This window comes from Haloarcula sp. CBA1127 (assembly GCF_001485575.1).
Lineage (GTDB): Archaea > Halobacteriota > Halobacteria > Halobacteriales > Haloarculaceae > Haloarcula.
In genome coordinates, this window is the sequence record NZ_BCNB01000006.1 from 2,160,274 (window position 1) to 2,184,049 (window position 23,776).

At 61.6% G+C, this 23,776-nt stretch carries 22 protein-coding genes; 15 read left to right on the plus strand and 7 right to left on the minus strand.

The window, feature by feature from the left end; translation table 11 throughout:
• Nucleotides 1–4: 4 nt before the first annotated feature.
• From AV059_RS15380 to AV059_RS15415, 8 genes are all read left to right on the plus strand, one after another.
• Complete coding sequence (locus AV059_RS15380; protein ID WP_058995799.1) at nucleotides 5–1,201, plus strand: ABC transporter ATP-binding protein; 1,197 nt, start codon at nucleotides 5–7, stop codon at nucleotides 1,199–1,201.
• A gap of 1 nt (nucleotide 1,202) precedes the next feature.
• Nucleotides 1,203–1,406 (plus strand): hypothetical protein, encoded by a 204-nt coding sequence (locus AV059_RS15385; protein ID WP_058995801.1) that lies wholly within the window; start codon nucleotides 1,203–1,205, stop codon nucleotides 1,404–1,406.
• A 25-nt stretch (nucleotides 1,407–1,431) separates the two neighbouring features.
• Nucleotides 1,432–2,508: a Gfo/Idh/MocA family protein gene (locus AV059_RS15390; protein WP_058995803.1), complete on the plus strand. Its 1,077-nt coding sequence runs from the start codon at nucleotides 1,432–1,434 to the stop codon at nucleotides 2,506–2,508.
• A gap of 40 nt (nucleotides 2,509–2,548) precedes the next feature.
• A complete protein-coding gene (locus tag AV059_RS15395; RefSeq protein ID WP_058995804.1) occupies nucleotides 2,549–3,613 on the plus strand; it encodes a glucose 1-dehydrogenase in 1,065 nt (354 codons plus the stop codon).
• A 276-nt stretch (nucleotides 3,614–3,889) separates the two neighbouring features.
• Nucleotides 3,890–5,266, plus strand: a complete 1,377-nt coding sequence (locus AV059_RS15400) for an ABC transporter substrate-binding protein (protein ID WP_058995806.1) — start codon at nucleotides 3,890–3,892, stop codon at nucleotides 5,264–5,266.
• Between the two features lie 173 nt (nucleotides 5,267–5,439).
• Complete coding sequence (trmB, locus tag AV059_RS15405) at nucleotides 5,440–6,492, plus strand: HTH-type sugar sensing transcriptional regulator TrmB (protein WP_058995808.1); 1,053 nt, start codon at nucleotides 5,440–5,442, stop codon at nucleotides 6,490–6,492.
• Between the two features lie 430 nt (nucleotides 6,493–6,922).
• Nucleotides 6,923–7,699: a winged helix-turn-helix domain-containing protein gene (locus tag AV059_RS15410; RefSeq protein ID WP_058995810.1), complete on the plus strand. Its 777-nt coding sequence runs from the start codon at nucleotides 6,923–6,925 to the stop codon at nucleotides 7,697–7,699.
• Nucleotides 7,700–7,748: 49 nt separating this feature from the next.
• Nucleotides 7,749–8,462: a dolichyl-phosphate hexose transferase gene (locus AV059_RS15415; protein WP_058995812.1), complete on the plus strand. Its 714-nt coding sequence runs from the start codon at nucleotides 7,749–7,751 to the stop codon at nucleotides 8,460–8,462.
• A 30-nt stretch (nucleotides 8,463–8,492) separates the two neighbouring features.
• On the opposite strand, the gene AV059_RS15420 is transcribed toward AV059_RS15415, so the two are convergent.
• Genes AV059_RS15420 through AV059_RS15445 form a run of 6 tightly spaced genes read right to left on the minus strand, consistent with a single transcriptional unit; the run spans nucleotide 8,493 to nucleotide 16,250 of the window.
• Entirely contained in the window at nucleotides 8,493–9,077 is a 585-nt protein-coding gene (locus AV059_RS15420) for a gluconate 2-dehydrogenase subunit 3 family protein (protein ID WP_058995813.1), read from the minus strand.
• 9 nt (nucleotides 9,078–9,086) lie between these two features.
• Nucleotides 9,087–11,093: a glycosyltransferase family 39 protein gene (locus tag AV059_RS15425; protein ID WP_058995816.1), complete on the minus strand. Its 2,007-nt coding sequence runs from the start codon at nucleotides 11,091–11,093 to the stop codon at nucleotides 9,087–9,089.
• Nucleotides 11,090–12,220 carry an ABC transporter ATP-binding protein gene (locus AV059_RS15430; protein ID WP_058995818.1) on the minus strand — a complete coding sequence of 377 codons (1,131 nt, stop codon included), beginning with the start codon at nucleotides 12,218–12,220 and terminating at the stop codon, nucleotides 11,090–11,092. Before AV059_RS15430 ends, AV059_RS15425 begins: the two co-directional genes overlap by 4 nt.
• A complete protein-coding gene (locus AV059_RS15435; RefSeq protein WP_058995820.1) occupies nucleotides 12,220–13,842 on the minus strand; it encodes an iron ABC transporter permease in 1,623 nt (540 codons plus the stop codon). Before AV059_RS15435 ends, AV059_RS15430 begins: the two co-directional genes overlap by 1 nt.
• 1 nt (nucleotide 13,843) lies before the next feature.
• Complete coding sequence (locus tag AV059_RS15440) at nucleotides 13,844–15,031, minus strand: extracellular solute-binding protein (RefSeq protein WP_058997637.1); 1,188 nt, start codon at nucleotides 15,029–15,031, stop codon at nucleotides 13,844–13,846.
• A 55-nt stretch (nucleotides 15,032–15,086) separates the two neighbouring features.
• Entirely contained in the window at nucleotides 15,087–16,250 is a 1,164-nt protein-coding gene (locus tag AV059_RS15445; protein WP_058995822.1) for an alpha-1 4-glucan-protein synthase, read from the minus strand.
• A gap of 218 nt (nucleotides 16,251–16,468) precedes the next feature.
• Here AV059_RS15445 and AV059_RS15450 point away from each other — a divergent pair, with 218 nt between their 5' ends.
• From AV059_RS15450 to AV059_RS15460, 3 genes are read left to right on the plus strand one after another with little or no spacing between them, the layout of a single operon-like run.
• Nucleotides 16,469–17,212, plus strand: a complete 744-nt coding sequence (locus tag AV059_RS15450) for a beta-ketoacyl-ACP reductase (protein ID WP_058995824.1) — start codon at nucleotides 16,469–16,471, stop codon at nucleotides 17,210–17,212.
• A 1-nt stretch (nucleotide 17,213) separates the two neighbouring features.
• Entirely contained in the window at nucleotides 17,214–18,797 is a 1,584-nt protein-coding gene (locus tag AV059_RS15455; RefSeq protein WP_058995826.1) for an acyl-CoA carboxylase subunit beta, read from the plus strand.
• A gap of 1 nt (nucleotide 18,798) precedes the next feature.
• A complete protein-coding gene (locus tag AV059_RS15460; protein WP_058995828.1) occupies nucleotides 18,799–19,110 on the plus strand; it encodes a hypothetical protein in 312 nt (103 codons plus the stop codon).
• On the opposite strand, the gene AV059_RS15465 is transcribed toward AV059_RS15460, so the two are convergent.
• On the minus strand, nucleotides 19,107–19,292 hold the full coding sequence (locus tag AV059_RS15465; protein ID WP_058995830.1) for a hypothetical protein: 186 nt from the start codon (nucleotides 19,290–19,292) through the stop codon (nucleotides 19,107–19,109). The genes AV059_RS15460 and AV059_RS15465 overlap by 4 nt on opposite strands.
• A 143-nt stretch (nucleotides 19,293–19,435) precedes the next feature.
• On the opposite strand from AV059_RS15465, the gene AV059_RS15470 reads away from it, so the two are divergent.
• From AV059_RS15470 to AV059_RS15485, 4 genes are all read left to right on the plus strand, one after another.
• On the plus strand, nucleotides 19,436–20,602 hold the full coding sequence (locus tag AV059_RS15470; protein WP_058995832.1) for an ABC transporter substrate-binding protein: 1,167 nt from the start codon (nucleotides 19,436–19,438) through the stop codon (nucleotides 20,600–20,602).
• 218 nt (nucleotides 20,603–20,820) lie between these two features.
• Nucleotides 20,821–21,648: a hypothetical protein gene (locus AV059_RS15475; RefSeq protein WP_058995834.1), complete on the plus strand. Its 828-nt coding sequence runs from the start codon at nucleotides 20,821–20,823 to the stop codon at nucleotides 21,646–21,648.
• A gap of 64 nt (nucleotides 21,649–21,712) precedes the next feature.
• Nucleotides 21,713–22,864: a 3-ketoacyl-CoA thiolase gene (locus tag AV059_RS15480; RefSeq protein ID WP_058995836.1), complete on the plus strand. Its 1,152-nt coding sequence runs from the start codon at nucleotides 21,713–21,715 to the stop codon at nucleotides 22,862–22,864.
• Nucleotides 22,861–23,241: a Zn-ribbon domain-containing OB-fold protein gene (locus AV059_RS15485; RefSeq protein ID WP_058995838.1), complete on the plus strand. Its 381-nt coding sequence runs from the start codon at nucleotides 22,861–22,863 to the stop codon at nucleotides 23,239–23,241. Before AV059_RS15480 ends, AV059_RS15485 begins: the two co-directional genes overlap by 4 nt.
• Nucleotides 23,242–23,776: the final 535 nt, after the last annotated feature.

A 23,776-nucleotide genomic window follows, 5' to 3' on the forward strand; every position in this document is an offset into this window, starting at 1 on the left:
CACAATGGCAAGAGTACGACTCGAACACGTAACGAAGCGCTACGACGACCAGGGTGACGTGGTCACCGCGGTCGACGACATGAACCTCGACATCGACCACGGCGAGTTCATCTGTTTCGTCGGCCCATCCGGCTGCGGGAAGTCGACGACGATGGAGACCATCGCCGGGCTCACCATCCCGACCGAGGGTGAGATATACATCGGCGACCGCGAGGTGACGAACCTGCCACCGAAGGACCGCGGCATCGCGATGGTGTTCCAGAACATCGCGCTGTTCCCGCACATGGACGTGTACGACAACATCTCCTTCGGGCTGCGGCTACGGGACTATCCACAGGACGAGATCGACCGACGGGTCGAGCGAGCTGCGGATATCGTCCAGCTAGAGGGGATGCTCAACCGGATGCCAGAGGAGATGTCCGGTGGACAGCGTCAGCGCGTCGCCATCGCCCGCGCCATCGTGCGCGAGCCCGACGTGTTCCTGATGGACGAGCCGCTGGCGAACCTTGACGCGAAGCTCAAGGTCCATATGCGAACGGAGCTCCAGCGCCTGCACAAGGAACTGGACACGACAATCATCTACGTGACCCACGACCAGGAGGAGGCGATGACGCTGTCAGACCGGATCGCCGTCCTCGATTCGGGCCAGCTCCAGCAGATCGACCCGCCGCTGACCTGTTACAACGAACCGGACAACCTCTTTGTCGCCGGGTTCATCGGCTCGCCGTCGATGAACTTCGTTGAGGGAACAGTCACCGAGAATGCACTGGAAACACCGAACTTTTCGCTCGAGTTCAATCCGTCGTCCATCGAAGGCGTCAGAGTCGGTGACGACGTGACACTCGGCATCCGCCCGGAGGATATCTATCCGGGCGAGCTCAAGTCGGAGGTCCCCGACCCGTCGGGAATGATTACGGCGACGGCCGACATTCTCGAACCCATGGGCGACGAGATATTCGCCTACCTGCTGTTGGGCGACGGCGAAACGTCGATGTCTCAGGAACTGGCGACGAACGACCAGTTGCTGATGAGCATCGATCCTGACTCGGACCTCGAAGAGGACGATGAGATCGGGGTCGTCATCGACCGGCGGAACGTCCACCTGTTCGACTCGGCCACCGGCGAGGCGATCGTCCACGACCTCATTCCGTACGAGGCCGAAGGCACTGCATCCAGTAGCGAAGTAGAATCAGACGACTGATATGAGTAGCCACCTCGCGATGCTGTATTGGAGCGGGATGCTCGTGCTGTTTTTCTTCTGGGCGTACGGTATCGTGTCGTTCGTCCTCGATCTGAAGAACAAAATCGTTCCCGGCATCATCCAGTATCGGCGCGGTCGACGGCGAGAGAAGGCGAAACAGGAACAGGAAGAGGAACGCGAAGAGCGTGAAAAGCAGTTGTATTAATTCAATTTGGTGACAACTATTGCCAATGACTGAGACCGTTCGGATAGGCATCATCGGACTGGGGAACATCGCGGACATTCACTGTACTAACCTCCAACAGCTCGACCAGCCGGTCTCGATAGCGGCGGGCGTCGACGTCGATGCCGATGCGCGCCGCCGGTTCTCCGAGACGTACGACGCCGCAGTGTACGAGGAAGCTGCGGCGATGTTCGGGTCCGTCGATGCCGTGCTGGTGACGACGCCGAACAGATACCACGAGCAGTACGTCGTCGCGGCGCTTGCGGCGGGGCTGGACGTGCTCGTCGAGAAGCCGCTGGCGCACACGCTCGAAAGCGCCGAACGGATCGCTACGGCTGCCGAAGCGGCCGACGGGTTCTGTATGGTCGGCTTCCACAAGCGGTTCGCCGATCCGGTCGAGGCGTTGGTGGGCTACCGCGACGCGGGTGATATGGGCGAGATATCTCATATCGAAGCGAACTACATCAGGCGTCGCGGCGTTCCCGGCCGCGGATCGTGGTTCACGCGTAGCGACGTGGCGGGCGGCGGGTCGCTCATCGATATTGGGGCCCACGCTATCGACCTAGCGCTACACGTTGCTGGCCATCCGGACGTCGCCGAGGTATCGGGTGACACCCGCGCTCAGTTCGGCGTCGACGAAGAGTACGCCTACGTCGAGATGTGGGGCGAAGATCAGGGCGCAGCCGAGTTCAGCGTCGACGATTCGACGAGTGCCTTCATCCGCTGTGATGACGGTACGACGATATCCTTGGAAGTCGCGTGGGCGACGAACCGGCCGGACAGTCAGGAGTACTACGTTCGCGGGACGGACGCAGGCGCGAAGCTCGACCTCGCAGACCAGTCGCTGACGCTGTTCGAAACGGCCGACATCGGCCGGATGCACCACCGGACGACCGACATCGAGACCCAACGCTCGGACCCACAGCGAAAGGAGCAGGCACGGTTCGTCTCGGCGGTCCGAGACGGGACGCCGCCGTCGGTGAACACCGTCGAGCAGGCGCTACGGGTCCAGCGCGTGATGGACGGAATCTACCGCTCCAGCGAAACTGGTGCGGCCGTCAGCATCGGTAGGACAGAGACCTGAAGAAAGACTTAATCCCCAGTGTTCTCACTCTCTGCCTGGCATGAAAGTGATTGGTGTTACGCGGGATGACAACGGTCCACAGCTTCTAGAGCGGGAGCGACCGTCGCCTGATCCGGGCGAGGCACTCGTCCGGACGCTCCGCGTTGGTGTTGACGGCACAGACCACGAAGTCCTGAACGGGTCCCACGGTGGGTTCCCCGACGGGGCAGACCACATGGTTCTCGGACACGAGGCGGTCGGCGTCGTCGAAGAGCCCAATGGCACGGGGCTCGAGGCGGGGCAGGTCGTCGCACCGACCGTCCGACGGAAACCGAACGGCGAAACGAACGAGTACTTCCGCCGGGGTGAGCCAGATATGGCACCGGACGGCGAGTACACCGAACGGGGCATCGTCGGCGACCACGGCTTCATGGCCGAGTACTTCACCTCGCCGGCGGACTTCCTCGTACCCGTCCCCGAGTCGGTCGCGGAGTACGGCTTCCTCGTCGAGCCGCTCTCGATCACCGAGAAGGCCAACGAGCACGCCTACGCGACCCGGGAACCGTTCGACTGGCGACCGGAAGCCGCCTGCGTGCTCGGCAACGGGTCGCTCGGACTGTTGACGCTGTGGATGCTCGACCAGGAGTACGACCGGACGTACTGTGTCGGTCGGCGGGACCGTCCTGACCCGACGGTTGACATCATCGACGAGATCGGCAGCACGTACGTCGATTCCCGCGAGACGCCGGTGGACGAACTCCCGGATGCCTACGAGGCGATGGACTACATCTACGAGGCGACCGGGTTCGCCCCACACGCGTTCCAGACGGTCAAGGCGCTCGACCAGAACGGGGTCGGCGTGTTGCTCGGCATCCCGGAGCCGTGGGAGTTTGAAGTCGATGGCGGTTCGCTCCACAACGAGATCGTCCTGCACAACAAGTGTCTCATCGGGACGGTCAACTCGCACGTCTCGCACTTCGAGGACGCCGTCGAGACGTTACAGGAGCTTCCGGAATGGTTACTCGATGATCTGATCACGACGGTTACCGACCCGGAGCACGTCGAGGCGGCCTTCGAGGACGGGGACGACCAGATAAAAGCAGTCGTCGAGTTCGATTCGCTGTAACTCCTCGGGCCGAACCGCGCCCGAGCTTTTTCGTCGCAGTATGGCCTGGATAGCCCCCATCTAGAAGCGGATCTGTCGGTAAAATGTAATCTAACAGATGTAATGTAGTGAGGTATTTACTCACATACGATTAATTTGTTTTACCGCTCAAACACGAAAAATCACGTAATATAGATGATTTACCGGGATCAACCCGAATGTGAAATGGTGACTTTCGCTATACAGAAGTATTAAGTACGAATCTTCAATAAGGAATTATGAGGTATTGGTGCAACCATGACTGACGACAATTCAAATAAACGGTTGACGCGGCGTAACGCTCTTCGGATTGCTGGCGCAGCAGGTGCGGCCTCGCTGGCTGGCTGCGGTGGGAGTGACGGTGGTGACGGCAGCAGCGGCGACGGCAGCAGCGGTGACGGTAGTGACGGCAGCAGTGGCGACGGCAGCAGCGGTGACGAAAGTACTGACAGCGGAACACAGTATAGCACACTTGAGGTCGCCCACTGGTGGGGTGAAGGCGACGGACTGGAAGCGATTCAGTCCGTCATGGATGCCTTCAAAGAGCAACACCCGGACGTTCCGTTCGACGAGAACCTCATTGCCGGCGGTGCAGGTGACAACCTGCAGGCGAACATCCGGACACGGGTGCAGAACGGCAACCACCCGAGTACGTGGCAGGCCTGGCCCGGAAACAATCTGCTCCCGTTCACCGATGCGAACCTGCTGAAGGACATCGGCGACTCCGTGTGGTCGGAGAACAGCATGGAGGACGCGTACCTCCAGGGTGTCAAGGACGCGGCCCAGCCCGCCGGGAACTACGTGACGGTCCCGCTCAACATCCACCGGATCAACAACCTCTTCTACAACGTTGAGGTTGTCGAGGATGCCGGGGTCGACCCGACCTCCCTCGAAACACCGTCCGACCTTGTCGACGCAATGGCAACGGTCGACGAGGCCGGCTACACCGGAATGGCACACCAGACTGGGTCGCCGTGGTCCAGTTTCCAGATGTTCGCGACGGTTCTCCTCGGCGAAACGGACGCCGAGACCTACAGCGCCATCTTCCAGAACGGCGAAGTCGACGCCAACAGCGACGCGCTGGAGTCGGCAGTCGAGACCACGCAGTCCTATCTCGACTACATCCCGAGCGACGCCGGTTCGATTTCCTGGACCGAGGCCAACAATCAGGTTATCAACGGCGAAGCGGCGTTCCTCCATCAGGGTGACTGGGCGGCCGGAACGTACATCACGAACGACCTCACGTACGGCGAGGAGTGGGATCACGTGACGTTCCCGGGCACCGATGGCTACTACGCCCTCAACATGGACTCGTTCCCGTATCCGGTCAACAACCCGTCCCCGGAAGCGACCACGCTGTGGTGCCAGTTCGTCGGGACGTCGGAGGCACAGGAGATCTTCAACCCGAAGAAGGGGTCGATTCCGCCGCGGACTGACGTGAACACCGACCCGTTCAACGACTTCTCCAAAGACCAGATAGCGGACTTCCAGAACAGCGAGGCCCAGCCGCCGTCCGTCGCACACGGTCTGGCCGCACCGCCGGCAGTCAAGTCCTCGCTCGAATCCGCTATCTCGTCGCTGAACTCCGGTGCTGCGCCCGCGGACGTTGTCTCACAGATAGCCAGCTCCTACTAATAACGCATCGCAGCGCGCAGTTTTTTCGCTGTAGCAACTCGAACAATCGGAGTCCGCAGGTGGCCGCTTTGACGGAACAGTGAACAGTAGCGCATAGGCACGCGAATAGTCCTGAAATTGTCTGCTGAGGAGAGTGCCGAAGTTCTTAGTACTCGACTCGCAAACGCCCCACTATGTCTAGTGACGACTTGGAAGCATCGCTCGAACAGGTAATTGCGCGGTTCAATCTCGGCGAATACGAGATTTCAGCCTACCTGGCCGTGCTGCAACACGGCGAGCTGACAGCGTCGGAGATATCAGAGAACACGGACATTCCACAGCCCCGGGTGTACGATACAGTTCGAAGCCTCAGCGATGTCGGGCTGGTCGAACTCAAGGAGTCCCGGCCGATGAAGGTCCTGGCTATCGACCCGCGGGAAGCGTTTGAGGGGATTCAGGATTCGCTCGACGACCTCGTCGACGACCTGTCCTCGCGCTACACGGCACCCGCCCGAGAGCCCGAAGCTGTCTCGCTCGTCAAATCCCGGCCGACGATACTCCGGTATCTCGAAGACATCATCGAGACGGCCGAGTACGAACTGACGCTATCCTTGACGCCGGCCCTGCTAGAGCGGTTCGAAGACAGGCTCGCAAGCCGGAAGCAGTCCGGCATCGCGATCGAGATTCTCATTTCGCCGAGCGTGGACGCCCCCGACCCGGCGCGGTTCGATTACGAATCCATCGCGACCACGGTGAAGGCTCGTCGCGGTATCACGACGCCGGTCGTCGCCGTCGCAGACGGGAACTACTCGATGTACGCCACCCGCGAGAGCGTCCGCGGTGACACGGACCGGTATGGCGTCATCTTCAATCGGTCGGAACTCGGATTTCTGGTGTCCGGGTTCCTCAACACAGTGCTGTGGACGACGGCCGAAACGATTGCCAGTGACGGGGACGGGCTGCCGTTCCCGCGCCGCTATGGGACGATCAGGCGCTGTATCTCTGATCTGGTGACGCTGGACGGGGAGTTCTACGCAACTATAGAGGGTCGGGACGTCGAAACGGGCGACCACCGGGTCGTCGAAGGCAAAGTGGACCAGGCGTCGTTCAGTTCGAACCGCGAGGTCGCGACGCTGGTCGTCGAAACGGCAGAGGGGCCGGTCGAGGTCGGTGGACAGGTCGCTGCGTTCGAGGATATCGAAGCGTACGAGATCCGAATTGGAACGGACGAACCGCCCGAGAACTGATCATATAGTCGGCTGTGGTGCTTCTCGTGATTGCTGCCCGATTGTAGACGGTCGATCCGGAAACGAGAGACAGCAGTCCACAATAAACGGGCACGGCTGGACGAGTTGACAGCGGAGACAATGAGCACCGTGGGTGGGCAACCCACGGTGATTGCATGACCCTTCGGGCTGGCGAAGTATGTCAGAGGCACGATATCGCCGGGCCCGAACGTGGCAATTCCACGAGACCAACGTGCTCCATTGCGTTCAGCGGGGACGTGGCCGTACGTGGACAGCAACAGTGTCTGCGTCGTGAGCGGTAAAAAAGATGGGCACATTGGCTGCAATAATATCCAGTGTCCGAGAGAATAGTGTTCCAGTCGAAGAAGATTCCATTACAAATGGAAACTGATATGTGCGAAAAATATGAGCTACAGTATATGGGGACAGTATGGGCGTAGAATCGCTTATTCAATACGTCCGAACGTCGTCCGTCCGGACGGATATCATCGGCTCGCTGTGTCCCGGAGCCAAGGCCACCAACGAACTGCTGTCAGCAGTCACTGCGAGCGAGTCAGCGATCTACGACGCGCTTTCGAACCTCGAAGGCCGCGGTCTGGTCACCTCGATGGATGACGGGTGGCAACTTACCGGCACCGGCCGTCTGGTCGCGGATACGATCCACCGCCAGCAGCGCCTTGAGGAGCTTTTCGCTATGGCCCCCCAGTACTGGGAGTCCCACGACACGTCAGTGCTGCCACACCCGTTCCGGTGTCGCCTGCCTGAACTCGACGAATACACGGTCATCCGTAGTACACAGACCGATATCAACCGTCCCGTCCGCGAAGTCGTCACCCGCGTTGAGAACGTCTCCAGTTGTGACGTTGTCTCGCCCGTCTACCACCCTGAGTACGAGGCTGCGATGCCAGACAGCTCTAATTCGAGGCTGGTGGTGAGCTGTGCTGTCGTCGACGAGATGCTCGGCAAGGAGGACGTCTCACTGGATACAGATCGATACGAGGAGACGATCGTTCGTGTCACACCGGTCCCGTACGCACTCGCTGTCGCCGACGACTGGATGATCCTGACGCTTCCAGAACTCGACGGGGCCTGGCCGTCAGCGAAGATAGTCTCGGAAGCGGACAGCGCCATTTCATGGGCAAAAGATCTGTTTACGCATCTCTGGGAGGATGCAACCCCGATAGAGACGTATCTCGCCGATCACTGATTTTGGCAAACCTAAACATTCAAGAACCGTGGGTTCTGACGGATGAGCAATGGCTATTCAGGGCACGCGGACCGAAGAGCCGGGCGGCTACACCTTCGACGACCTCGCGGTCGTAATGGGGACGTACAACGAAGAAGAAGCGATCGGCACCGTTCTTGATGATATCGCGACAGTGACCGACGAGCGCGCGGAAGTCATCTGTGTTGACGGGTCCAGCGACCGGACACCAGAGATCGCCCGCGACCACGGTGCGACAGTCATCGAACAGGAACCACAGGGGTACGGCGTGGCGGTCCGCGAAGCCGTGTTGACACCGGATCGGCCGGTCGTCGTCACGACGGACTGTGACGACACGTATCCGATGGAGCGTCTGCCCGATTTCCTCGCCGAAATAAATGATGGGGCCGACGTTGTTAGCGGCGACCGGCTGTACTACGGGGCCGAACAGATGCCGGGGATGAACAAACTGGGGAACGAACTGTTCGCGCTACTCGCGAGCGTACTCATGGGCAAGCGCGTCCACGACACGACCACCGGAATGCGCGCCTACCGCCGTGAGGTCCTCCAGAAGATCGTCTGGACCGAGAACACCGGCCTCTCGGCCGAACTCCTTATGCGGCCGCTGATGCGGGGGTACGACGTGCGTGAGCGTCCTATTGAGTACGACGAGCGGAAAGGCGAGACGAAACTCGACCCGTTCTCCGGCGGGGCCGCCATCGCAAAGTCCATTGTTCGGGTTGCGCTCGAAGAACAGTTCCGCTAACGGACCGAGCAATCGGCGACGGGACCCGGCTTACTGGTCGTTCGGTGGCTGCTGATAGCTACTCGTTCCGCCGGGGTGGCCCTGCGGATTCTCGATGCCGACAAGCTCGCCGCCGGTCGGTGAACTGTACAGCGCGAACAGGAGGTCGTTGACGAGGTAGTAGCGCACGCGGTGCCGCGGGTCGCCATGCGGGTCCGGGTCGGAAGCGTTGACACCCATTCCTCGTAGCGTTTCTTCCTGCGTCTCTGTGTCTAACGCAGTGAAGACGGTGTCCTCCCACTCTCTAGTGTAGGCGTCCAGATCCGCAACAGCGGTCGCCATGTCTGTCGCCCGCTCGGGGTCTGCCTCGACCCGTCCAGCGACGTAGCTGTCGACGAACTCCTCTATGCCCGCTACCTCGCTCGGATAGACAATAGTGGCGACGGCGCGGTACGTCTCGCGCTCGTGGCCCCCGAAGTCCGGTTCGGAACTGGTAGCGTCGTCCTCAGCTGACTCGTCAGTATCGTCGTTTTCCGATCCGTTCCAAGTGAGCGCCGCCGCGCCACCGGTGACGGTGACACCCGCCGCGCCGAGTGCTTTCAGTGCGTCACGCCTGGTGAGTTCGTAGTCAGTCATCCATTGGTTTCACGTATTCTCCGCCGTCGTGGTTGCGTTCATGCCGATTCCATCGCGGTGCGCGCCCGGGACGTAAGCTGCTTCGCCGTCGCAGCGACGCTGGTCCTTACAGACTTCGAGCCGCGGAGTCAGAGTTCGGACGCCGCCGTCCGTCTGTGCAACTGGGAGTTCCGCCCGGTATTCGAACCCTGCGCCGGTGCCGTAGTCGACGAACATGATGAGCGTGACCGACCCGTCTTCCGGTGTCGGCACGCCGACCTGCTCGTCGATGCCATCGCCGGTGAGCCGCGTCTGATTCCGGTCAGTCGAAAGCTGCAAATCGAGCCTGTCAGCCCCGGTAACCGTCGCGTAGTCGTTCTCACCCTCGCTTGTGAGCCGGATCGAGACCAGCCCGGCCTGCTCCGGAACTGACGCCGATACGTCCGTCCGGACTGTCTCGCCCGCCGCCACAGATACCGGCTGGAGTCGCGGCTCGACGGGCAGCCCCAGATACGGGACCCACTCGCCGCGGAACACGTAGCGGTAGTAGGTTCGGTCCGGGTAGGCGTCGATAACCTCGAACTGGCGGTGTTGCATCGCGTAGACTGTGTCGCCGTCGAAGCCCGGGTCGTTGCGGACTGACTGGAACGGATGATTGAGCCAGTCACCGTACGGCGTCGGGAGCAAGACGAGACTATTGTCGAGGTCCCGCTCCTCGAACGGCTCGTAGGCCTGTTCGAACTGCTGGGTCACTTCGTAGTTATCTGAGACCGGCTCGGCCGCCGTTGTAACGGCCGCGCCGCCGCCCAGCGCCGCGCCACAGAGCGCTACCGCGAACAGGACCGGACGGGCCCGGTCCGCGCTGACCCGCCCGGTGACCAGCCGCTGCGTCCGCTGGGCGACGGTAACGACGCCGACAGCACCGAAAGCAGTTAGCGGAACAAGCATATCGACGTGGTAGAACGGCCCCAGAAAGGTGACCAGCCCGTCGGTCGGGTCTGAGAGGTCGCCGAGCATATTCACCGTGCCCCAGAAGTAGCCATTGCCGAGCGGGACCGTCAGGAGGACGCCGGCCAGCGCCGCCTGTCGGCCGTCTATCCCGCGGCGCACGACGGCCCCGAGGCCGATAGCTGCTGCCACCGTCCCCAGCGGACCGGCGACAACCCACTGTGTGGCGAGTTTCCAGAGGAGTTCGGTATTCGCGTCCAGCGACATCGCCGGGGTGAACTCCCGAGAGTAGCCCAGAATCTCACGGTAGCCAAAGCCCGGCCCGTCCTGCGGGGCGAACACCTCGTAGGGGAACAGCATGGCGGAGCCGGTGACAACGTGGTTGTATGCAAGCGTCGCGGCGACGCCAGTGAGCCCGCCGACGGCGGTCAGCGACAGTCGCGTGAACCGCGTCAGGTCTCGCGTCCGGAGCGACCACAGCGCGTGGATAATGAACGGCGTCGCAAACAGCACGGCGGTATATGGTCGCGCAAAGAAAGCAATGCCAATCGAAAGGCCGGCACAGGCCGCTGTTTTTCGGCTTCCGGTCCGGTCGGCGTGGAGGTACGCCGCGGCGAAACCGAGGTTCCAGAGCGTCGCCGGGACATACGAGAGGAACACCGAGGCGTCAATGAGAAACAGCGGCGACCCGAGCATGAGGATGGTCGCTACTACGCCGGTTCGAGCGTCGAAAGCCTCGCGGACGGTGTGATACGTCAGCGCCAGCGCGCCGGTCGAAATCAGGCCGAGCGCGACGCGGTACCCGCCGAGCAGTTTCCCGACAGCGAACATCGCCGCCGGAACCGGCGCGTACTTGGGATACAGCCGCTCGCCGTCAGCCACAAAAAACCACGGTCGGAACGACTCTTCGACCGGCGGGTAGATGAACAGCTGCCCCTCAAGCAGCATGGCGGCCTGCTGGAGGTAGACGCCTTCGTCGTGGTTGGTTGTGTGGTGTGGAAAAACGACGTGAGCGAGCGCGAAGACGACGACCCCGCCGAGCAGTGCCACCAGCCCCGCCTGTACCCCCGGCTGGCGCAGTCGCTTCATTCCGTCGGATACCAGGCCAGGTCGTGGTCGGCGACCAAGTCAACCTCGACGGGCTGGCCCGGTTCGAACGTCTCGACGTGGTTGTGCATACAGTGGACGACGTCGCCGCTGTGGAGTTCGACCCGGTAGACGAACGAGGGGCCGTTGTACTGGCGGTGAACGACGTAGCCGTCGGCCTTGGACTCGTTTGTCGGCATCGCCTGCAGGTCGTCGGGCCGGACGAGTACGTCCACCATCGCGCCGTTGTACGCCGCGACTGGCCCGTTCAGCAACTCCACGTCAAACGAGCCCAGCCCCGTCTCGATGCGGTCGTTGGTCACCCGGGCGGAGAGGAAACTCGCCTGGCCGAGGAAGCTCGCAACGAAGCGGCTTTCGGGGTTTTCGAACACTTCAGCGGGGTCGCCGATCTGGGCGATAGTCCCATCGTTCATGATGGCGACGCGGTCGCTTATCGACAGCGCCTCTTCCTGGTCGTGGGTCACGGAGATGGCGGTGACGCCGGCTCGCTTGAGGATTTTGCGAACCTCCTCGCGCATCTCGACACGCAGGCGCACGTCCAGATTCGAGAACGGCTCGTCGAGCAAGAGCACATCCGGCTCCGGAGCCAGCGAACGGGCAAGCGCGACACGTTGTTGCTGGCCGCCGGAAAGCTGGCTCGGCATCTTGTCGTGATGGGCCGAGAGGTCGACCAGCTCGAGCAGTTCGTCGACCCGTTCCGCGACGGCGTCTTCTTCCATCTCGGTCAGGCCGAACGCGATGTTCTCGGCGACGGTGAGATGCGGGAACAGGGCGTAGTCCTGAAAGACAATACCGACGTTTCGCTCCTCTGGCTTGCGGAACGAGGAGCCGTCGGCGATGACTTCATCGGCGATTGATATCTGTCCGTCGGAGGGGCGTTCCAGCCCGGCAATCATCCGGAGCGTCGTTGTCTTCCCGCAGCCGGACGGTCCCAGCAGTGTCAGTAGTTCGCCGTCTTTCACGTCGAGCGAGAGGTTCTCGACGGCGACTTCGTGACCGTAGTCTTTGGAGACATTGTCCAGTTCCAGCACGGTCCGGTTCGGGTTTGCCACCGCTGCGTCCACGTCGTCGAAGTCCGATGTTTGCTGTGTGCGTGTTTGTCGAGACATTAGCTTGTATCCTCCCGTCGAAGAATGACCAGCATGGAGAGTCCGGAAAGGCCAACGAGCACGAGGGCCGGGACCGCCGCCTGTCCGTAGTAGCCGGCACCCTGGACGAGCCAGATGTACGTGACGAAGGTTTCGAAGCCCGTCGGGCGTAACATCAGCGTTGCCGGCAATTCCTTCATGGTCGTCAGGAACACCAGCGCGGCCCCGGCGGCGATACCCGGGGCAACGAGGGGCAAGACGACCTTCCGAAACGCCGAAAGCGGGTGATAGCCCAGCGACCGCGCCGCCTCGATGTAACCCGGGTCGACCTGAAGAATCGAGGATTCGGTCGTCCCGACGGCCTGCGGAAGGAACCGAATCACGTAGGCGAACACCAGCAGGATGACGCTCTGGTACAGGAATGGGACGTACCGAAGGCCAAGGTACACTAGCGCCAGGCCGAGCACGACACCGGGGACGGCGTAGCCGACGTACGTAGCTCGCTCGGGAAGCGACGAGACGCCCGAGGTACCGCGCGCAGAGAGATACGCTATCGGGAGCGCCGCCACAACACAAATAGCGGCTGCAGCAGCCGCGAGACCGACCGAGTTCCAGGCGTAGGCCGCCTCGAACGCGAAGCCACCGCCGCTGTAGCCCGTGCCGGAGCGCAGGAGCCACTGGAGCAGGATACCGATCGGCAGTACCAGACACAGGGATGCGATGGCACCGCAAAACAGCAGTGCCGGGGCTTTCCAGTACCCGAGTTCAATGAGCCCGGGCCGGCGCGAGCCGCTGCTGACGTAGGCACCGTCTCGCCCGGCGCTGAGGCGAGACTCGACGGCGAGGATACCAAGCGCCATCACGAGCAACAGCATCGAGAGCACGGAGGCATAGTCAAGCCGGCGAGCGCCGAACTCGTTGTATATCATCCGGGTGAACACGTCGTACTGCATAATCGCTGGTGTCCCGAAGTCGGACAGAGCATATAGCGCAACCAACAGCGCGCCAGCGGCGATACCGGGTGCGATCTGTGGCAGCGTGACGCGGCGGAACGCCTCCCAGCGCGTGTGGTTCAGCGTCCGGGCGGCTTCGACGACGGTCCCGTCGAACGACAGGAGCGACGCGCGCGTGGTCAAAAATACGTACGGGTACGTAAACAGCGTCAGCACGAGTATCGCGCCGTGCAGGCCGTAGATTGTCGGAATTTGCTCAATGCCAAGCGGCGAGAGCAGGTCCGCGAGGACGCCCCGGGGGCCAAACGCTGAAACGAACGCGAAGGCCCCGATGTAACTCGGGACGACCAGCGGCAGTGCGGACGTAATCGTCCAGAATCGCTTGAACGGCAGGTCCGTCTGGGCGGTGAGAATCGCCAGCGGAACGCCGATGAGAATCGATGCGACAGTGACGCCAGTCACCAGCGCCAGCGTGTTCAGCGTCACCGAGACGGTCGTATCGCTCGTCAACAGTTCGACCGCACGCGCGAACTCGATTTCGCCCGCCCGGAGAAAAACCCACACTAGCGGCGCCAGTAACAGTAGCGATATCGCGAGTGAGACCACTGCGAGCAGCGTGTGCGGCGACGAGTCTCGTTCCGATGTCGTCGCCTGCTCCCGAAGCCGCTCGTACCGGTCTTTTGTGCCCATATTAGAGGACGCCAGCGTCCCGCAATAAGTCAACGGTTCCGGCCACGTCGGCCAGTTCGGTCAGGTTGATCTCTGGTGGGTTCAGTTCGTCGATGCGCGGGAGGTCGCCGACCGGTGCGACACCCGGAATCATCGGATACGCGAACGTCCGGGTGGCGAAGAACTCCTGTGCCTCCGCCGAGAGGACGTGCCGGACGAAGTTCGATGCCAGGTCTGCCTGGTCGGTTCCGTTGATGATTTCGAGGCCCGAAACGTTGACGAGTGCGCCAGCGTCGCCCTCGGTGAACGCGAGGCCGATCGGCGAGTTTTCGCGGGCCGACTGGACCCGAAGCGTGTAGTAGTGGTTAGCGAAGCCGGCGGCCAGTTCCCCGTCAGCACAGGAATTGGAGACGCGGAACTCGTCGTCGTAAGTGGTGATACCGTGGTCCTGCATCGCCTGAAGCCACGACATCGTCTCGTCGTCGCCGCGAATGAGTCGCATTGCGGTGACGAACGACTGGAACGCACCGTAGCTCGGTGCCCAGCCCATGCTGTTTTCGAGGGCAGCCGCCTCGGGGAACTCCTGAACCGTCGACGGGATATCGGATTCGGATATCTGGTTCGTGTTGTACGGGATCGCCCGGGCGCGACCAGCGATGCCCACCCAGCGCCCCTCGCTGTCCTGATACGCGTCGGGGACCGTCGAAAGCGCCTCGTCGGGGAGGCTCGCGGTCGCGTCGGCGTTTGCCACAGCACCGAGCGAGCCGGCGTCGATGGACATGAACACGTCAGCAGGACTTGCGCCGGCCTCGTTTTCCTCGATGATGGTGTTTGCGAGGTCGCTGGAGGCTTCGAGCCGGTGGTTCGCCGTGAAATCCGGGTAGCGTTGTTCGAGCAATTCGATGAGGTCAAGATAGAGTCCGCCCTCCCCGCCACCCAGATACAGCGTCAGTTCGCCGCTGAGGTCCGGCAGGTCTTCAATCGAGGTGCCACCGGGGGCCTCTCGCTGTGCGACCAGTGGCCCGGAGCCACGGAAGTCCGACAGGGAAATTTGCTGCCCGGTTGTGGTTCCGGCCTCGCCGTCGCTTCCGCCGTCGCCGCCGTCACCCCCACCGAGGATGCCGGAACAACCAGCAAGCGCTGTCGCGGCAGTTGCGCTGCCGAGAGCAAGGAAGCGTCGTCGAGACTGCGTCGCGTTACGTCCAGTCATATCGTTAGAATCACTCATTGTTTGATTTAGGGTTGCCTAAACAACTTAGGCCTTTCTAGTCGTCGGCGGTTGCGGGGACCTGTTCCGTCGCGGCGGCGTCCAGCTCGTCGAGACATTCCAGCCAGTCGAGCATGAATTCGCCGCAGTAGTTAAGGAAGGCACCGTTTTCCCAGTCGCTGAAATCGCCGTCGGCCATCGCCGTGGCGATCGCGTCGAATACTTCGGCGTAGGAGTCGGCGTCTGCACCGGCTTCGTCGACGATTTCCCAGACGTGCTCGTTGAGTTCGAGCCCGTGGACCTCGTTAGTCAGGTCCGAGAACGTCGACCGGGGCGCTTTGTTGTGCTCACACAGCGGGTCGCCGTTGTAGATCTGTTTGCCCAGCACGTCACAGGCCCGCTTGAGGAACACGCCCGACCAGATGTCGTCGAAGCGGCCCACGTCCCACTCGTTGTCGTCCATCGGGAGCTGGTAGAACGCCGGGATGACTTCGCGGCGGAACGCGAGATTCATCGAGCAGACGGTGAGGTACTGCCCCTCGGCGGCGACGAAGTCATCGCCGAAGTCCGCCCCGCTGGTACGGGTCTGCGCCTGCCCCTGCAGGTCGCCGTCCATCAGGATGCGAACCGCGTCAAGGTCGGGCACGTTCGTCCAGAGGCCCTGCGAGGCGACCACGTCGTTGACCTGAGTCGCTTCCGTCGAAACCGTCTCGTCCATCGCGGCGTAAGGGTAGCCACGCGGGTAGAGGCCGTGTTCGTCCTCGTTCTGGTAGAGAACGTTGACCCACTGTTCATCGGAACTGACCGTCTCGATTTCGCCCTCGAAAGCCAGATTCGACATGTGGGTGCCGAAGAAGTCCGCGTCCTCGTGTGGCAGCGTGTCGTCGTCGATGAACACGCCGTACTCGTAGTCGTTGGCCCACATGTAGAGGAGGCCAAACGACGTCTGGGCGTGGCTCGCTTCGGGAATAAGGTGTGAATACTCGCTCGCGCCGTGGGTCTCAAACCACGCCTCGCGTGCGGTACCGTCGTAAACGGCCCCGTCGACGCCCTCCTCGTCGAGCATCTGTTCCATCGCATCGGTGTCACAGAAGTCCTCAGTGATGAGTACGACGAACAGTCGGTCTAGATCGAACCCGTGGTCCCGTGCGTTCTGGAAGTACGAACGCATACATTCGTGGTTTCGAATCGTCGGCACCATCACGCAGATGTCGGCTGTCATGTACTGACCCTACCTCTTTAGGCCATCCTAAAAGATTTGGCGTTCTCACTTTGATTCCCTCGTGAATCTGTTTTCTAACGGTCATTTATTCTGTAACTGGCATATCATTATATTCCAAATCTGGCGTTTAATGTTGTATTAGGAGAACTATTATCTGGCTGTGCTTTGCCAGATTAGGTGATGAGCGTACGAAGCAACAGGGCTCCTGTCAACCACAAATGAACCTGGATAATCAAACCTGTGTCGTCACTGGGTCCTCACGCGGGATCGGTCGCGGAATCGCCAAAGACCTTGGTGCTCACGGGGCCAACGTCGTCGTCAACTACCGTTCCTCGAAGGCGGAAGCCCGTGCCGTCGTCGAGGATATCCGCGACAGCGGCGGCACCGCTATCGCGGCGCAGGCCGACGTGGCGAAACTCGATGAAGTCCGGGCGATGCGTGAGAAGGTGGCCGACGAGTTCGGGCCCGCGGACGTGCTCGTCAACAACGCTGGTATCACCATCGACAAAAAGTTCGAGAACATGACCCGCGACGACTGGGAGACGGTGATCGACGTCAACCTCGGCGGCGTATTCAACGGGACGAAGGCTTTCTATGATGATATTCGCGACGCCGACCACGGCCGACTCATAAACATCTCCAGCGTCGTCGGCCAGCAGGGCAATATAGGGCAGGCTAACTATGCGACGACGAAATCCGGGTTGTTCGGCTTTACACGGACGCTTGCGCTCGAACTGGCACACACGGGTTCGACCGCGAACTGCGTCGCGCCGGGCTTTGTCAAGACCGACATGCTAGAGGAGGTGCCCGAACGCGTGCAGGAGAAGATTCTGCGGGAGATTCCGCTCGACCGGTTCGCACGCGTTGAGGACATCGCCGGCATCGTGAGGTTCGTTGCCAGCGAGGAATCGAGCTACATGACAGGACAGGTACTTGGTGTTAACGGCGGGATGGAGTGGTAGGATGAGTCAACAGGAAGAACCAGACGACGAGACTGGGGCGCCTGACGACGCGGTCGAAGAGTTGCGACAGAAACGAGCCGAAGCCGAACTCGGGGGCGGTGAAGCCCGCATCGAATCCCAGCACGAGAAGGGCAAGATGACCGCCCGCGAGCGCATCGACTTCCTTGTCGACGACGGGACGTTCAACGAGGTCGATCCGTTCGTCGAGCACCGGTCGACGAACTTCGGCATGGAGGAGAAACGCTTTGCCGGCGATGCAGTTGTCACCGGCTACGGTGAGGTCGACGGCCGGAAGGTGTTCCTGTTCGCCCACGACTTCACCGTACTCGGGGGCTCGGTCGGCGAGGTCGTCGCCGACAAGATCTGTAAAGTGATGGACCGGGCCATCGAGAACGGCGTCCCGGTCATCGGCCTCAACGACTCCGGCGGCGCACGCATTCAGGAAGGCGTCGACTCGCTGGTCGGTTTCGCCAAGATATTCGAGCGCAACACCAAAGCCAGCGGGCTCATCCCCCAGATATCCGCTATCATGGGGCCGTGTGCGGGCGGGGCCACCTACAGCCCGGCGCTGACTGACTTCACCTTCATGGTGCAAGACACCAGCCACATGTTCATCACCGGGCCGGACGTCATCGAGACGGTGACCGGCGAACAGGTGTCGAAGGAGGAACTCGGCGGCGCGGGTTCGCACTCCACTAAATCCGGTGTTGCCCACTTCTCGTACCCGTCAGAGGAGGAAGCCCTCGAAAACATCCGCCGGCTCCTGTCGTACCTCCCGGCGAACAACATGGAGGACCCGCCAAGGGTCAAGCCGTGGGACGACCCCGACCGGGAAATTCCCGGCTTGACCGACATCGTCCCGTCGGCTCCGCGCAAGCCCTACGACATGACGAAGGTCATCGACGCCATCGTCGACGAGGATTCCTTCTTCGAGGTCCACGGCAACTGGGCGCGCAACGTCGTCGTGGGATTCTCGCGGATGGACGGTCAGTCGGTCGGCGTCGTCGCCAACCAGCCGCGCGTGAGCGCGGGAACGCTGGACATCGACGCGGCGGAGAAAGCGGCCCGGTTCGTCCGCTTTTGCGACTCGTTCAACATCCCCATTCTCACGCTCGTCGACGTGCCCGGATTCATGCCCGGAACGGATCAGGAGCACAACGGCATCATCCGGCGGGGCGCGAAGCTAATCTACGCCTACGCAGAGGCGACGGTCCCGCTTCTGTCGGTCGTCGTGCGGAAGGCCTACGGCGGTGCGTACATCGTCATGTCCTCGAAGTTCCTGGGAAGCGACGTGAACTACGCCTGGCCCGGTTCGGAGATGGCAGTGCTCGGCCCGCGGGGAGCCGTCAACATTCTCTACCGGAACGAGATCGCGGACGCCGACGACCCGGACGCCAGGCGGCAGGAACTGATGGACGAGTTCCGCGACGAGTTCGCCAATCCGTACGGGCCGGCGAAGCGGGGCTATCTCGACGACGTCATCGAACCGAAAGAGACGCGCAAGCGCCTCATTCAGGACCTCGACCTCCTGCAGCGCAAGCGCGAGGACACGCCGCCGAAAGACCACGGCAACATCCCACTGTAACATGGCGACTCACGATACACCACAGTCGGACACGGAGACGGCGCTGACCACTGAGAGCGCGGACCCGGACGACCTGTCGCTGTCGATACCGGCGGACGCTTCACAGGCAGAAGCAGCGGCTATCGCCGCTGCGATCAGCGCTCACCTGACCGACCGCCAGCGGGCCGCTAAAGCGTCATCGCAGCGCTCGACTGTCGAGTACGTCGACGAGTGGACGCTGGCCGGACGGCTGGCGAGCGTGGGCAAACGCCGCCCTCCCAACAACGTCAAGCGAGGCGAGGAGTGGAAGGCGGCGGCGCGAGCGCAGTACTAAGATTCGGTAAACTCCTGCAGTACTTCGAGGTCGCGAGTGGTCCGCATAAACTCCGACAGCGACCGTTCGGCCCCACAGTCGTCACAGGCGAACTGTGTCTCCGGGGACGGGAGGTCGGACACTTGCTCTTCCCAGGCGACTGAACACGCCGGACATTGTAACTGGAGCCAGGCTTCCTGCATATTTCGTGTGTGGTTAGCACGCACAGATATACTTTGTGTGGATTCTCACTGCCGGGGGCTGGGGTGCTGTTTGGCGATTCAGGGCGATTTTGGCCTGCCTAAATATGGGAAGATTTAAACCATTTAGGCAAGCCTAAAAAGATATGAACCGACGAGAGTACATCGTTGCGGCCGGGGTCGGATTGGCAGGTACCGTCGCCGGCTGTTCGGGCCAGTCCGAGGCCGGGACTGGTAGTAACGGCGCGACTGATGATGCGACAGATTCCGGGACGACAACCGCGGAGTCAACTCCGACAGCGACCACGGAACCGACGGACTCGGCCTACTCCGTCTCGATGGAGCCGGTCGGCGAGGTCACCTTCGAGTCAGTCCCGGAGGTCTGGGTTGCGAACAACGGGAGCTGGGCCGACATGGGGATTGCGCTTGGCCTTGATGCACCTGAGGGAGTCTGGCTACCGTCGCGATATCATACCCAGTACTACGACGAGATCCCGGGCATCAGCGTTGATGGGAGTTCGATCCAGGAGCTGTGGGGCGACAGCGGTGTCGGGAAGGAGCAGTTCTACCAAATAGATGCCGACATCCACGTCATGGACCCGAACTTCCTGCAGGGCCGGGGGTCCTGGGAGCAGTCGGATATCGACGAAATCGAGTCCCAGATCGGCCCCTTCTTCGGGAACAGTATCTTCTCGACGGGCTACGAGTGGCACGATTACACCTACTACACGCTGTACGAAGCCTTCGAGAAACTCTCCCAGGCATTCCGGCGGACCGACCGGTTCGAGGCGTTCCAGTCCCTCCACGAAGAGTTCCAGACAAGTCTGGACGACATCATTCCGGACTCGAAGTCCGACCGGCCGGAGGTCGCCATCATGTGGGCAGGGAGCGACGAGCCGACGAGCTTCTCCCCGTACCTCATCGAGGACGGGACCAGCTTCAAACAGTGGCGGGACCTGCGCGTGCGCGACGCGTTCGCAAAGACAGCGGTCAGGGACTTCCACGCCGACCGGAGCACGGTTGATTTCGAGACGCTGCTGGACATCGACCCCGAGTACCTTCTCTTTCGGGGGCAGGAGAATAAGACGCGCTCGGAGTTCGAAGACACGGTCGTCAGTTTCCTCGAATCAGACCAGACCGGGAGTGAACTGACGGCGGTCCAGAACGGGAACGTGTACCGCGGCGGGCCGCTGTATCAGGGGCCGATAACGAACCTGGTCCTCACGGAGCGGGCCGCGTCGCAAGTGTACGACGTGGACCGGGAGCTGTTCGACCGCCAGCGCGTCGCCGATATCGTCGCCGGAGACCTGTAAGGATCCATGGCCAGAGCAACCCGACTCACTAACGAGGATGCAAGGGGGGTAAGAGGGCGGAGAGGCACGACTCCGGTCGGGCGGCTCTGTGGCTGTGTCGCCATGACTGGAATCGAGCACGAGGTAAGCGGAGCCGTCGATGGGTATCGGCACTCAACTGAACACGCCGTCACCGATGCATCGGGCTCCGAACCGACGCCGAGACAGACACTGTAACAATGGTTGGACGTACACTCGCAGACATCCGTGACAGGCTCTCGGACCTCAGCGTGGCTGTCGGGCCGTATCGTGTCGTCAGCGCCAGGACGGGCACGCCGCCGTTCCCGGTGTCAGGGATGCAGTTCCCGGACCGCGAGACAGCCGCCGAAGCGGCCAGCGTAGCGACTGCCTACCGAAGTGCCCTCCGTCGTTACGACCCACGTGTCACCGTTCACGGCCTCATCGTCTGTGAAGCGCCGTGGGGGGCCGACGCCGTCAGGACTGCCCCGTCGTCGCTCCCGGAGTACTGTCACACGGTCGCCGGGTCACTGTTCGAGGTGCTGTCGGGCCGTCATCGCTCCGTCGAACAGGCAGTCATCGACAGCTATCTCGAAGCGGCCGAGGAGACCGAGAACCGCGAGCGACTCTGTCTGGCGATGCTCGAAAGCATGGCCACGGCGCTCGCAAAACACCTCGACCCGGAACTACAGGCGGATACCCTCCGAGAAGCCGCCGGGCAATTGCCGCGAAAGCCAAGCGGACCCGAGCCGGTCCGGGACGCTGTCGCCGACCTCGAAACAGCGGGGGTAGTCGACGAGGCAGCAATCGAACCCGCAGCCGTCGGCCCCGGCCGTTGTTCCAAATATATCACATTACAGAACTATCGGCCGACGCTGTCGGACCTTCGCTGTCCGGTATTGCCGATTGCTGTCGAGCTACTGCGCCGGACGAGTATCACGCCACAGATGGCCCAGGCGGAGCGAACTGCGGACGGCTGGCGGTTGCTCGTCTCACTAGCCGGTGACCAACCCGCCGAAGGGCTATCGGTCGTCACGACGACTGCGTGAACATTCCACTCGTTCTATAGGTCGGACCGTAATACATACACGAGACCCCTGTGACGGCACAGGTATGGGAGTCGCAGTAATCGGCGCGTCAATGACGAAGTTCGGGCAACGCGACGCCTGGATCCGTGAGTTGCTCTCGCAGGCGGGCGAGGAGTGCCTCACGGACGCCGGCGTCGCGCCCGATGACGTAGAGCACCTGTACGTCTCGAACATGGCAAGCGGCGAGTTCGAAGGCCAGACGGGAATCATGAATCTGCTGGCCCACGACCTGGGGGTGCTTCCGGCCTACAGCGAACGGGTCGACCAGACCTCATCCTCGGGCGGGGCCGGGATCTACGAGGCTTGGCAGTCAGTCGCCAGCGGGGCCAGCGACATGACGCTGCTGGTCGGCGGGGAGAAGATGACCCACAAGACGACGGGCCAGGCGACCGACATCATCGCCTCGATAACCCACCCTGACGAGTACAAACACGGCGTGACGCTCCCGTCTTTTGCCGGGATGACCGCTCGCCACTATCTGGAGCGGTTTGACGCCCCCCGAGAGTCACTCGCCCGGGTCGCGGTCAAGAACCATAGAAACGGCGTGGACAACCCCAAGGCGCAGTTCCAAAAGGAGATCACGATGGAGAAAGCGCTGGAGTCGCCCATCATCGCCGACCCGCTGCGGCTGTATGACTTCTGTCCGATTACGGACGGCAGCGCCGCGCTCATGTTCACGACGGAGGAGCGGGCTAAGGAGATAACCGACGAGTACACGCTGGTCTCCGGCATCGGCGGGGCGACCGACACGCACGTCGTCCACGAGCGCGACGACCCGACGGTCATGGACGGGGTCGTCGAATCGAGCAAACAGGCCTACGAGATGGCCGGCCTCAGCCCCGACGACCTCGATGTGGCCGAACTGCACGATATGTTCACCATTCTGGAGTTCCTCCAGTTGGAGGGTATCGGCGTCGCCGACCAGGGAACGGCCTGGGAGCTGGCGATGGACGGTGCGACGGCCAAGGACGGCGAGTTGCCGATCAACACCTCCGGCGGGCTCAAATCGAAGGGGCATCCGCTGGGGGCAAGCGGCGTCGCGCAAGGCGTCGAAATCTACGAACAGCTCGTCGGCGAGGCCGGGCCGCGACAGGTCGAGGCTGACACCGCACTGGCGTGTAACGTCGGCGGGTTCGGGAACTGTGTCATCACCACCATCATGGAGGCCGCAGAATGACGCTGGAAGCAGGTATGTGTTCGAACGGTCATGTCTCGTACCCCACGCATCCGCTGTGTCCTGAGTGTGGCGAGCCACAGGACGAGACGTTCGACCTCGCGGACCGGACCGCCGAAGTCGTCACCTGGACCCATTCGACAGCGACGCCACCGGGTGTCCGCGAGCCGAACACGCTGGCTATCGTGGAGTTCGACGTAACGGACATCGACGACGCGAGCGACGAGTTCGTCCGCGCGCTCGGGCAGGTGACGACGGACGAGGTCGAAACAGGTGACACGGTTGAGCCGGTCTACGTCGAGGAACTCCGCGACCCCGACGCGGGTATCAAGGTGCCCGAAAGTCAGGACTGGGACGGCTACCGCTGGGACCCGGTCTGATCGCTCTCCACATACTGCCGGGCGACCCTCTTTGTCGGCGATACCATCCCCTGTTTATCAATAGCAGTAGTTGCTAGCGCGATTTCTTTATTCAGATTTGTGCCTGAACTGAAACAGCCGAATCGGTGCGTAAGCCCACTTTGTGAAGTCCGCAAGACAGTGGATAAGTTGGGCATGGTCTGGTGTTTTACTAAATCCGTACTTATTTGTTGAAAGGATGTGTAGATGATAATATGAATGTGATAGAATTGTATATTGCAGTTTGTGTTGGGATAGGCGTCATGTACGGTACTGTCCGTCTGCTCTTCGATGATGAAATGCCCAACGTTATTGGGTGAATTTGTCAAATGAAAATAATATAGGACAGTTTGTGAACTGTCTCAAGAGGTCGGTTATCCGTTATGAAGTCTACACACTTTTGAGAGATTCTTTATTTTGTATTCACATGCTTACTAAACAAGTTTCATCGCTACGACTGAGTAGAGAGAGACCGTGTTACCAGCTACTGATAGTGTTTCTCACGAGGACAGAGAAA

What these genes read in the sequence shown, in the direction of transcription:
- AV059_RS15380 (WP_058995799.1), top strand. Translation starts at nt 5, where the DNA reads ATGGCAAGAGTACGACTCGAACACGTAACGAAGCGCTACGACGACCAG.
- AV059_RS15385 (WP_058995801.1), top strand. Translation starts at nt 1,203, where the DNA reads ATGAGTAGCCACCTCGCGATGCTGTATTGGAGCGGGATGCTCGTGCTG.
- AV059_RS15390 (WP_058995803.1), top strand. Translation starts at nt 1,432, where the DNA reads ATGACTGAGACCGTTCGGATAGGCATCATCGGACTGGGGAACATCGCG.
- AV059_RS15395 (WP_058995804.1), top strand. Translation starts at nt 2,549, where the DNA reads ATGAAAGTGATTGGTGTTACGCGGGATGACAACGGTCCACAGCTTCTA.
- AV059_RS15400 (WP_058995806.1), top strand. Translation starts at nt 3,890, where the DNA reads ATGACTGACGACAATTCAAATAAACGGTTGACGCGGCGTAACGCTCTT.
- trmB (WP_058995808.1), top strand. Translation starts at nt 5,440, where the DNA reads ATGTCTAGTGACGACTTGGAAGCATCGCTCGAACAGGTAATTGCGCGG.
- AV059_RS15410 (WP_058995810.1), top strand. Translation starts at nt 6,923, where the DNA reads ATGGGCGTAGAATCGCTTATTCAATACGTCCGAACGTCGTCCGTCCGG.
- AV059_RS15415 (WP_058995812.1), top strand. Translation starts at nt 7,749, where the DNA reads ATGGCTATTCAGGGCACGCGGACCGAAGAGCCGGGCGGCTACACCTTC.
- AV059_RS15420 (WP_058995813.1), bottom strand. Translation starts at nt 9,077, where the DNA reads ATGACTGACTACGAACTCACCAGGCGTGACGCACTGAAAGCACTCGGC.
- AV059_RS15425 (WP_058995816.1), bottom strand. Translation starts at nt 11,093, where the DNA reads ATGAAGCGACTGCGCCAGCCGGGGGTACAGGCGGGGCTGGTGGCACTG.
- AV059_RS15430 (WP_058995818.1), bottom strand. Translation starts at nt 12,220, where the DNA reads ATGTCTCGACAAACACGCACACAGCAAACATCGGACTTCGACGACGTG.
- AV059_RS15435 (WP_058995820.1), bottom strand. Translation starts at nt 13,842, where the DNA reads ATGGGCACAAAAGACCGGTACGAGCGGCTTCGGGAGCAGGCGACGACA.
- AV059_RS15440 (WP_058997637.1), bottom strand. Translation starts at nt 15,031, where the DNA reads ATGACTGGACGTAACGCGACGCAGTCTCGACGACGCTTCCTTGCTCTC.
- AV059_RS15445 (WP_058995822.1), bottom strand. Translation starts at nt 16,250, where the DNA reads ATGACAGCCGACATCTGCGTGATGGTGCCGACGATTCGAAACCACGAA.
- AV059_RS15450 (WP_058995824.1), top strand. Translation starts at nt 16,469, where the DNA reads ATGAACCTGGATAATCAAACCTGTGTCGTCACTGGGTCCTCACGCGGG.
- AV059_RS15455 (WP_058995826.1), top strand. Translation starts at nt 17,214, where the DNA reads ATGAGTCAACAGGAAGAACCAGACGACGAGACTGGGGCGCCTGACGAC.
- AV059_RS15460 (WP_058995828.1), top strand. Translation starts at nt 18,799, where the DNA reads ATGGCGACTCACGATACACCACAGTCGGACACGGAGACGGCGCTGACC.
- AV059_RS15465 (WP_058995830.1), bottom strand. Translation starts at nt 19,292, where the DNA reads ATGCAGGAAGCCTGGCTCCAGTTACAATGTCCGGCGTGTTCAGTCGCC.
- AV059_RS15470 (WP_058995832.1), top strand. Translation starts at nt 19,436, where the DNA reads ATGAACCGACGAGAGTACATCGTTGCGGCCGGGGTCGGATTGGCAGGT.
- AV059_RS15475 (WP_058995834.1), top strand. Translation starts at nt 20,821, where the DNA reads ATGGTTGGACGTACACTCGCAGACATCCGTGACAGGCTCTCGGACCTC.
- AV059_RS15480 (WP_058995836.1), top strand. Translation starts at nt 21,713, where the DNA reads ATGGGAGTCGCAGTAATCGGCGCGTCAATGACGAAGTTCGGGCAACGC.
- AV059_RS15485 (WP_058995838.1), top strand. Translation starts at nt 22,861, where the DNA reads ATGACGCTGGAAGCAGGTATGTGTTCGAACGGTCATGTCTCGTACCCC.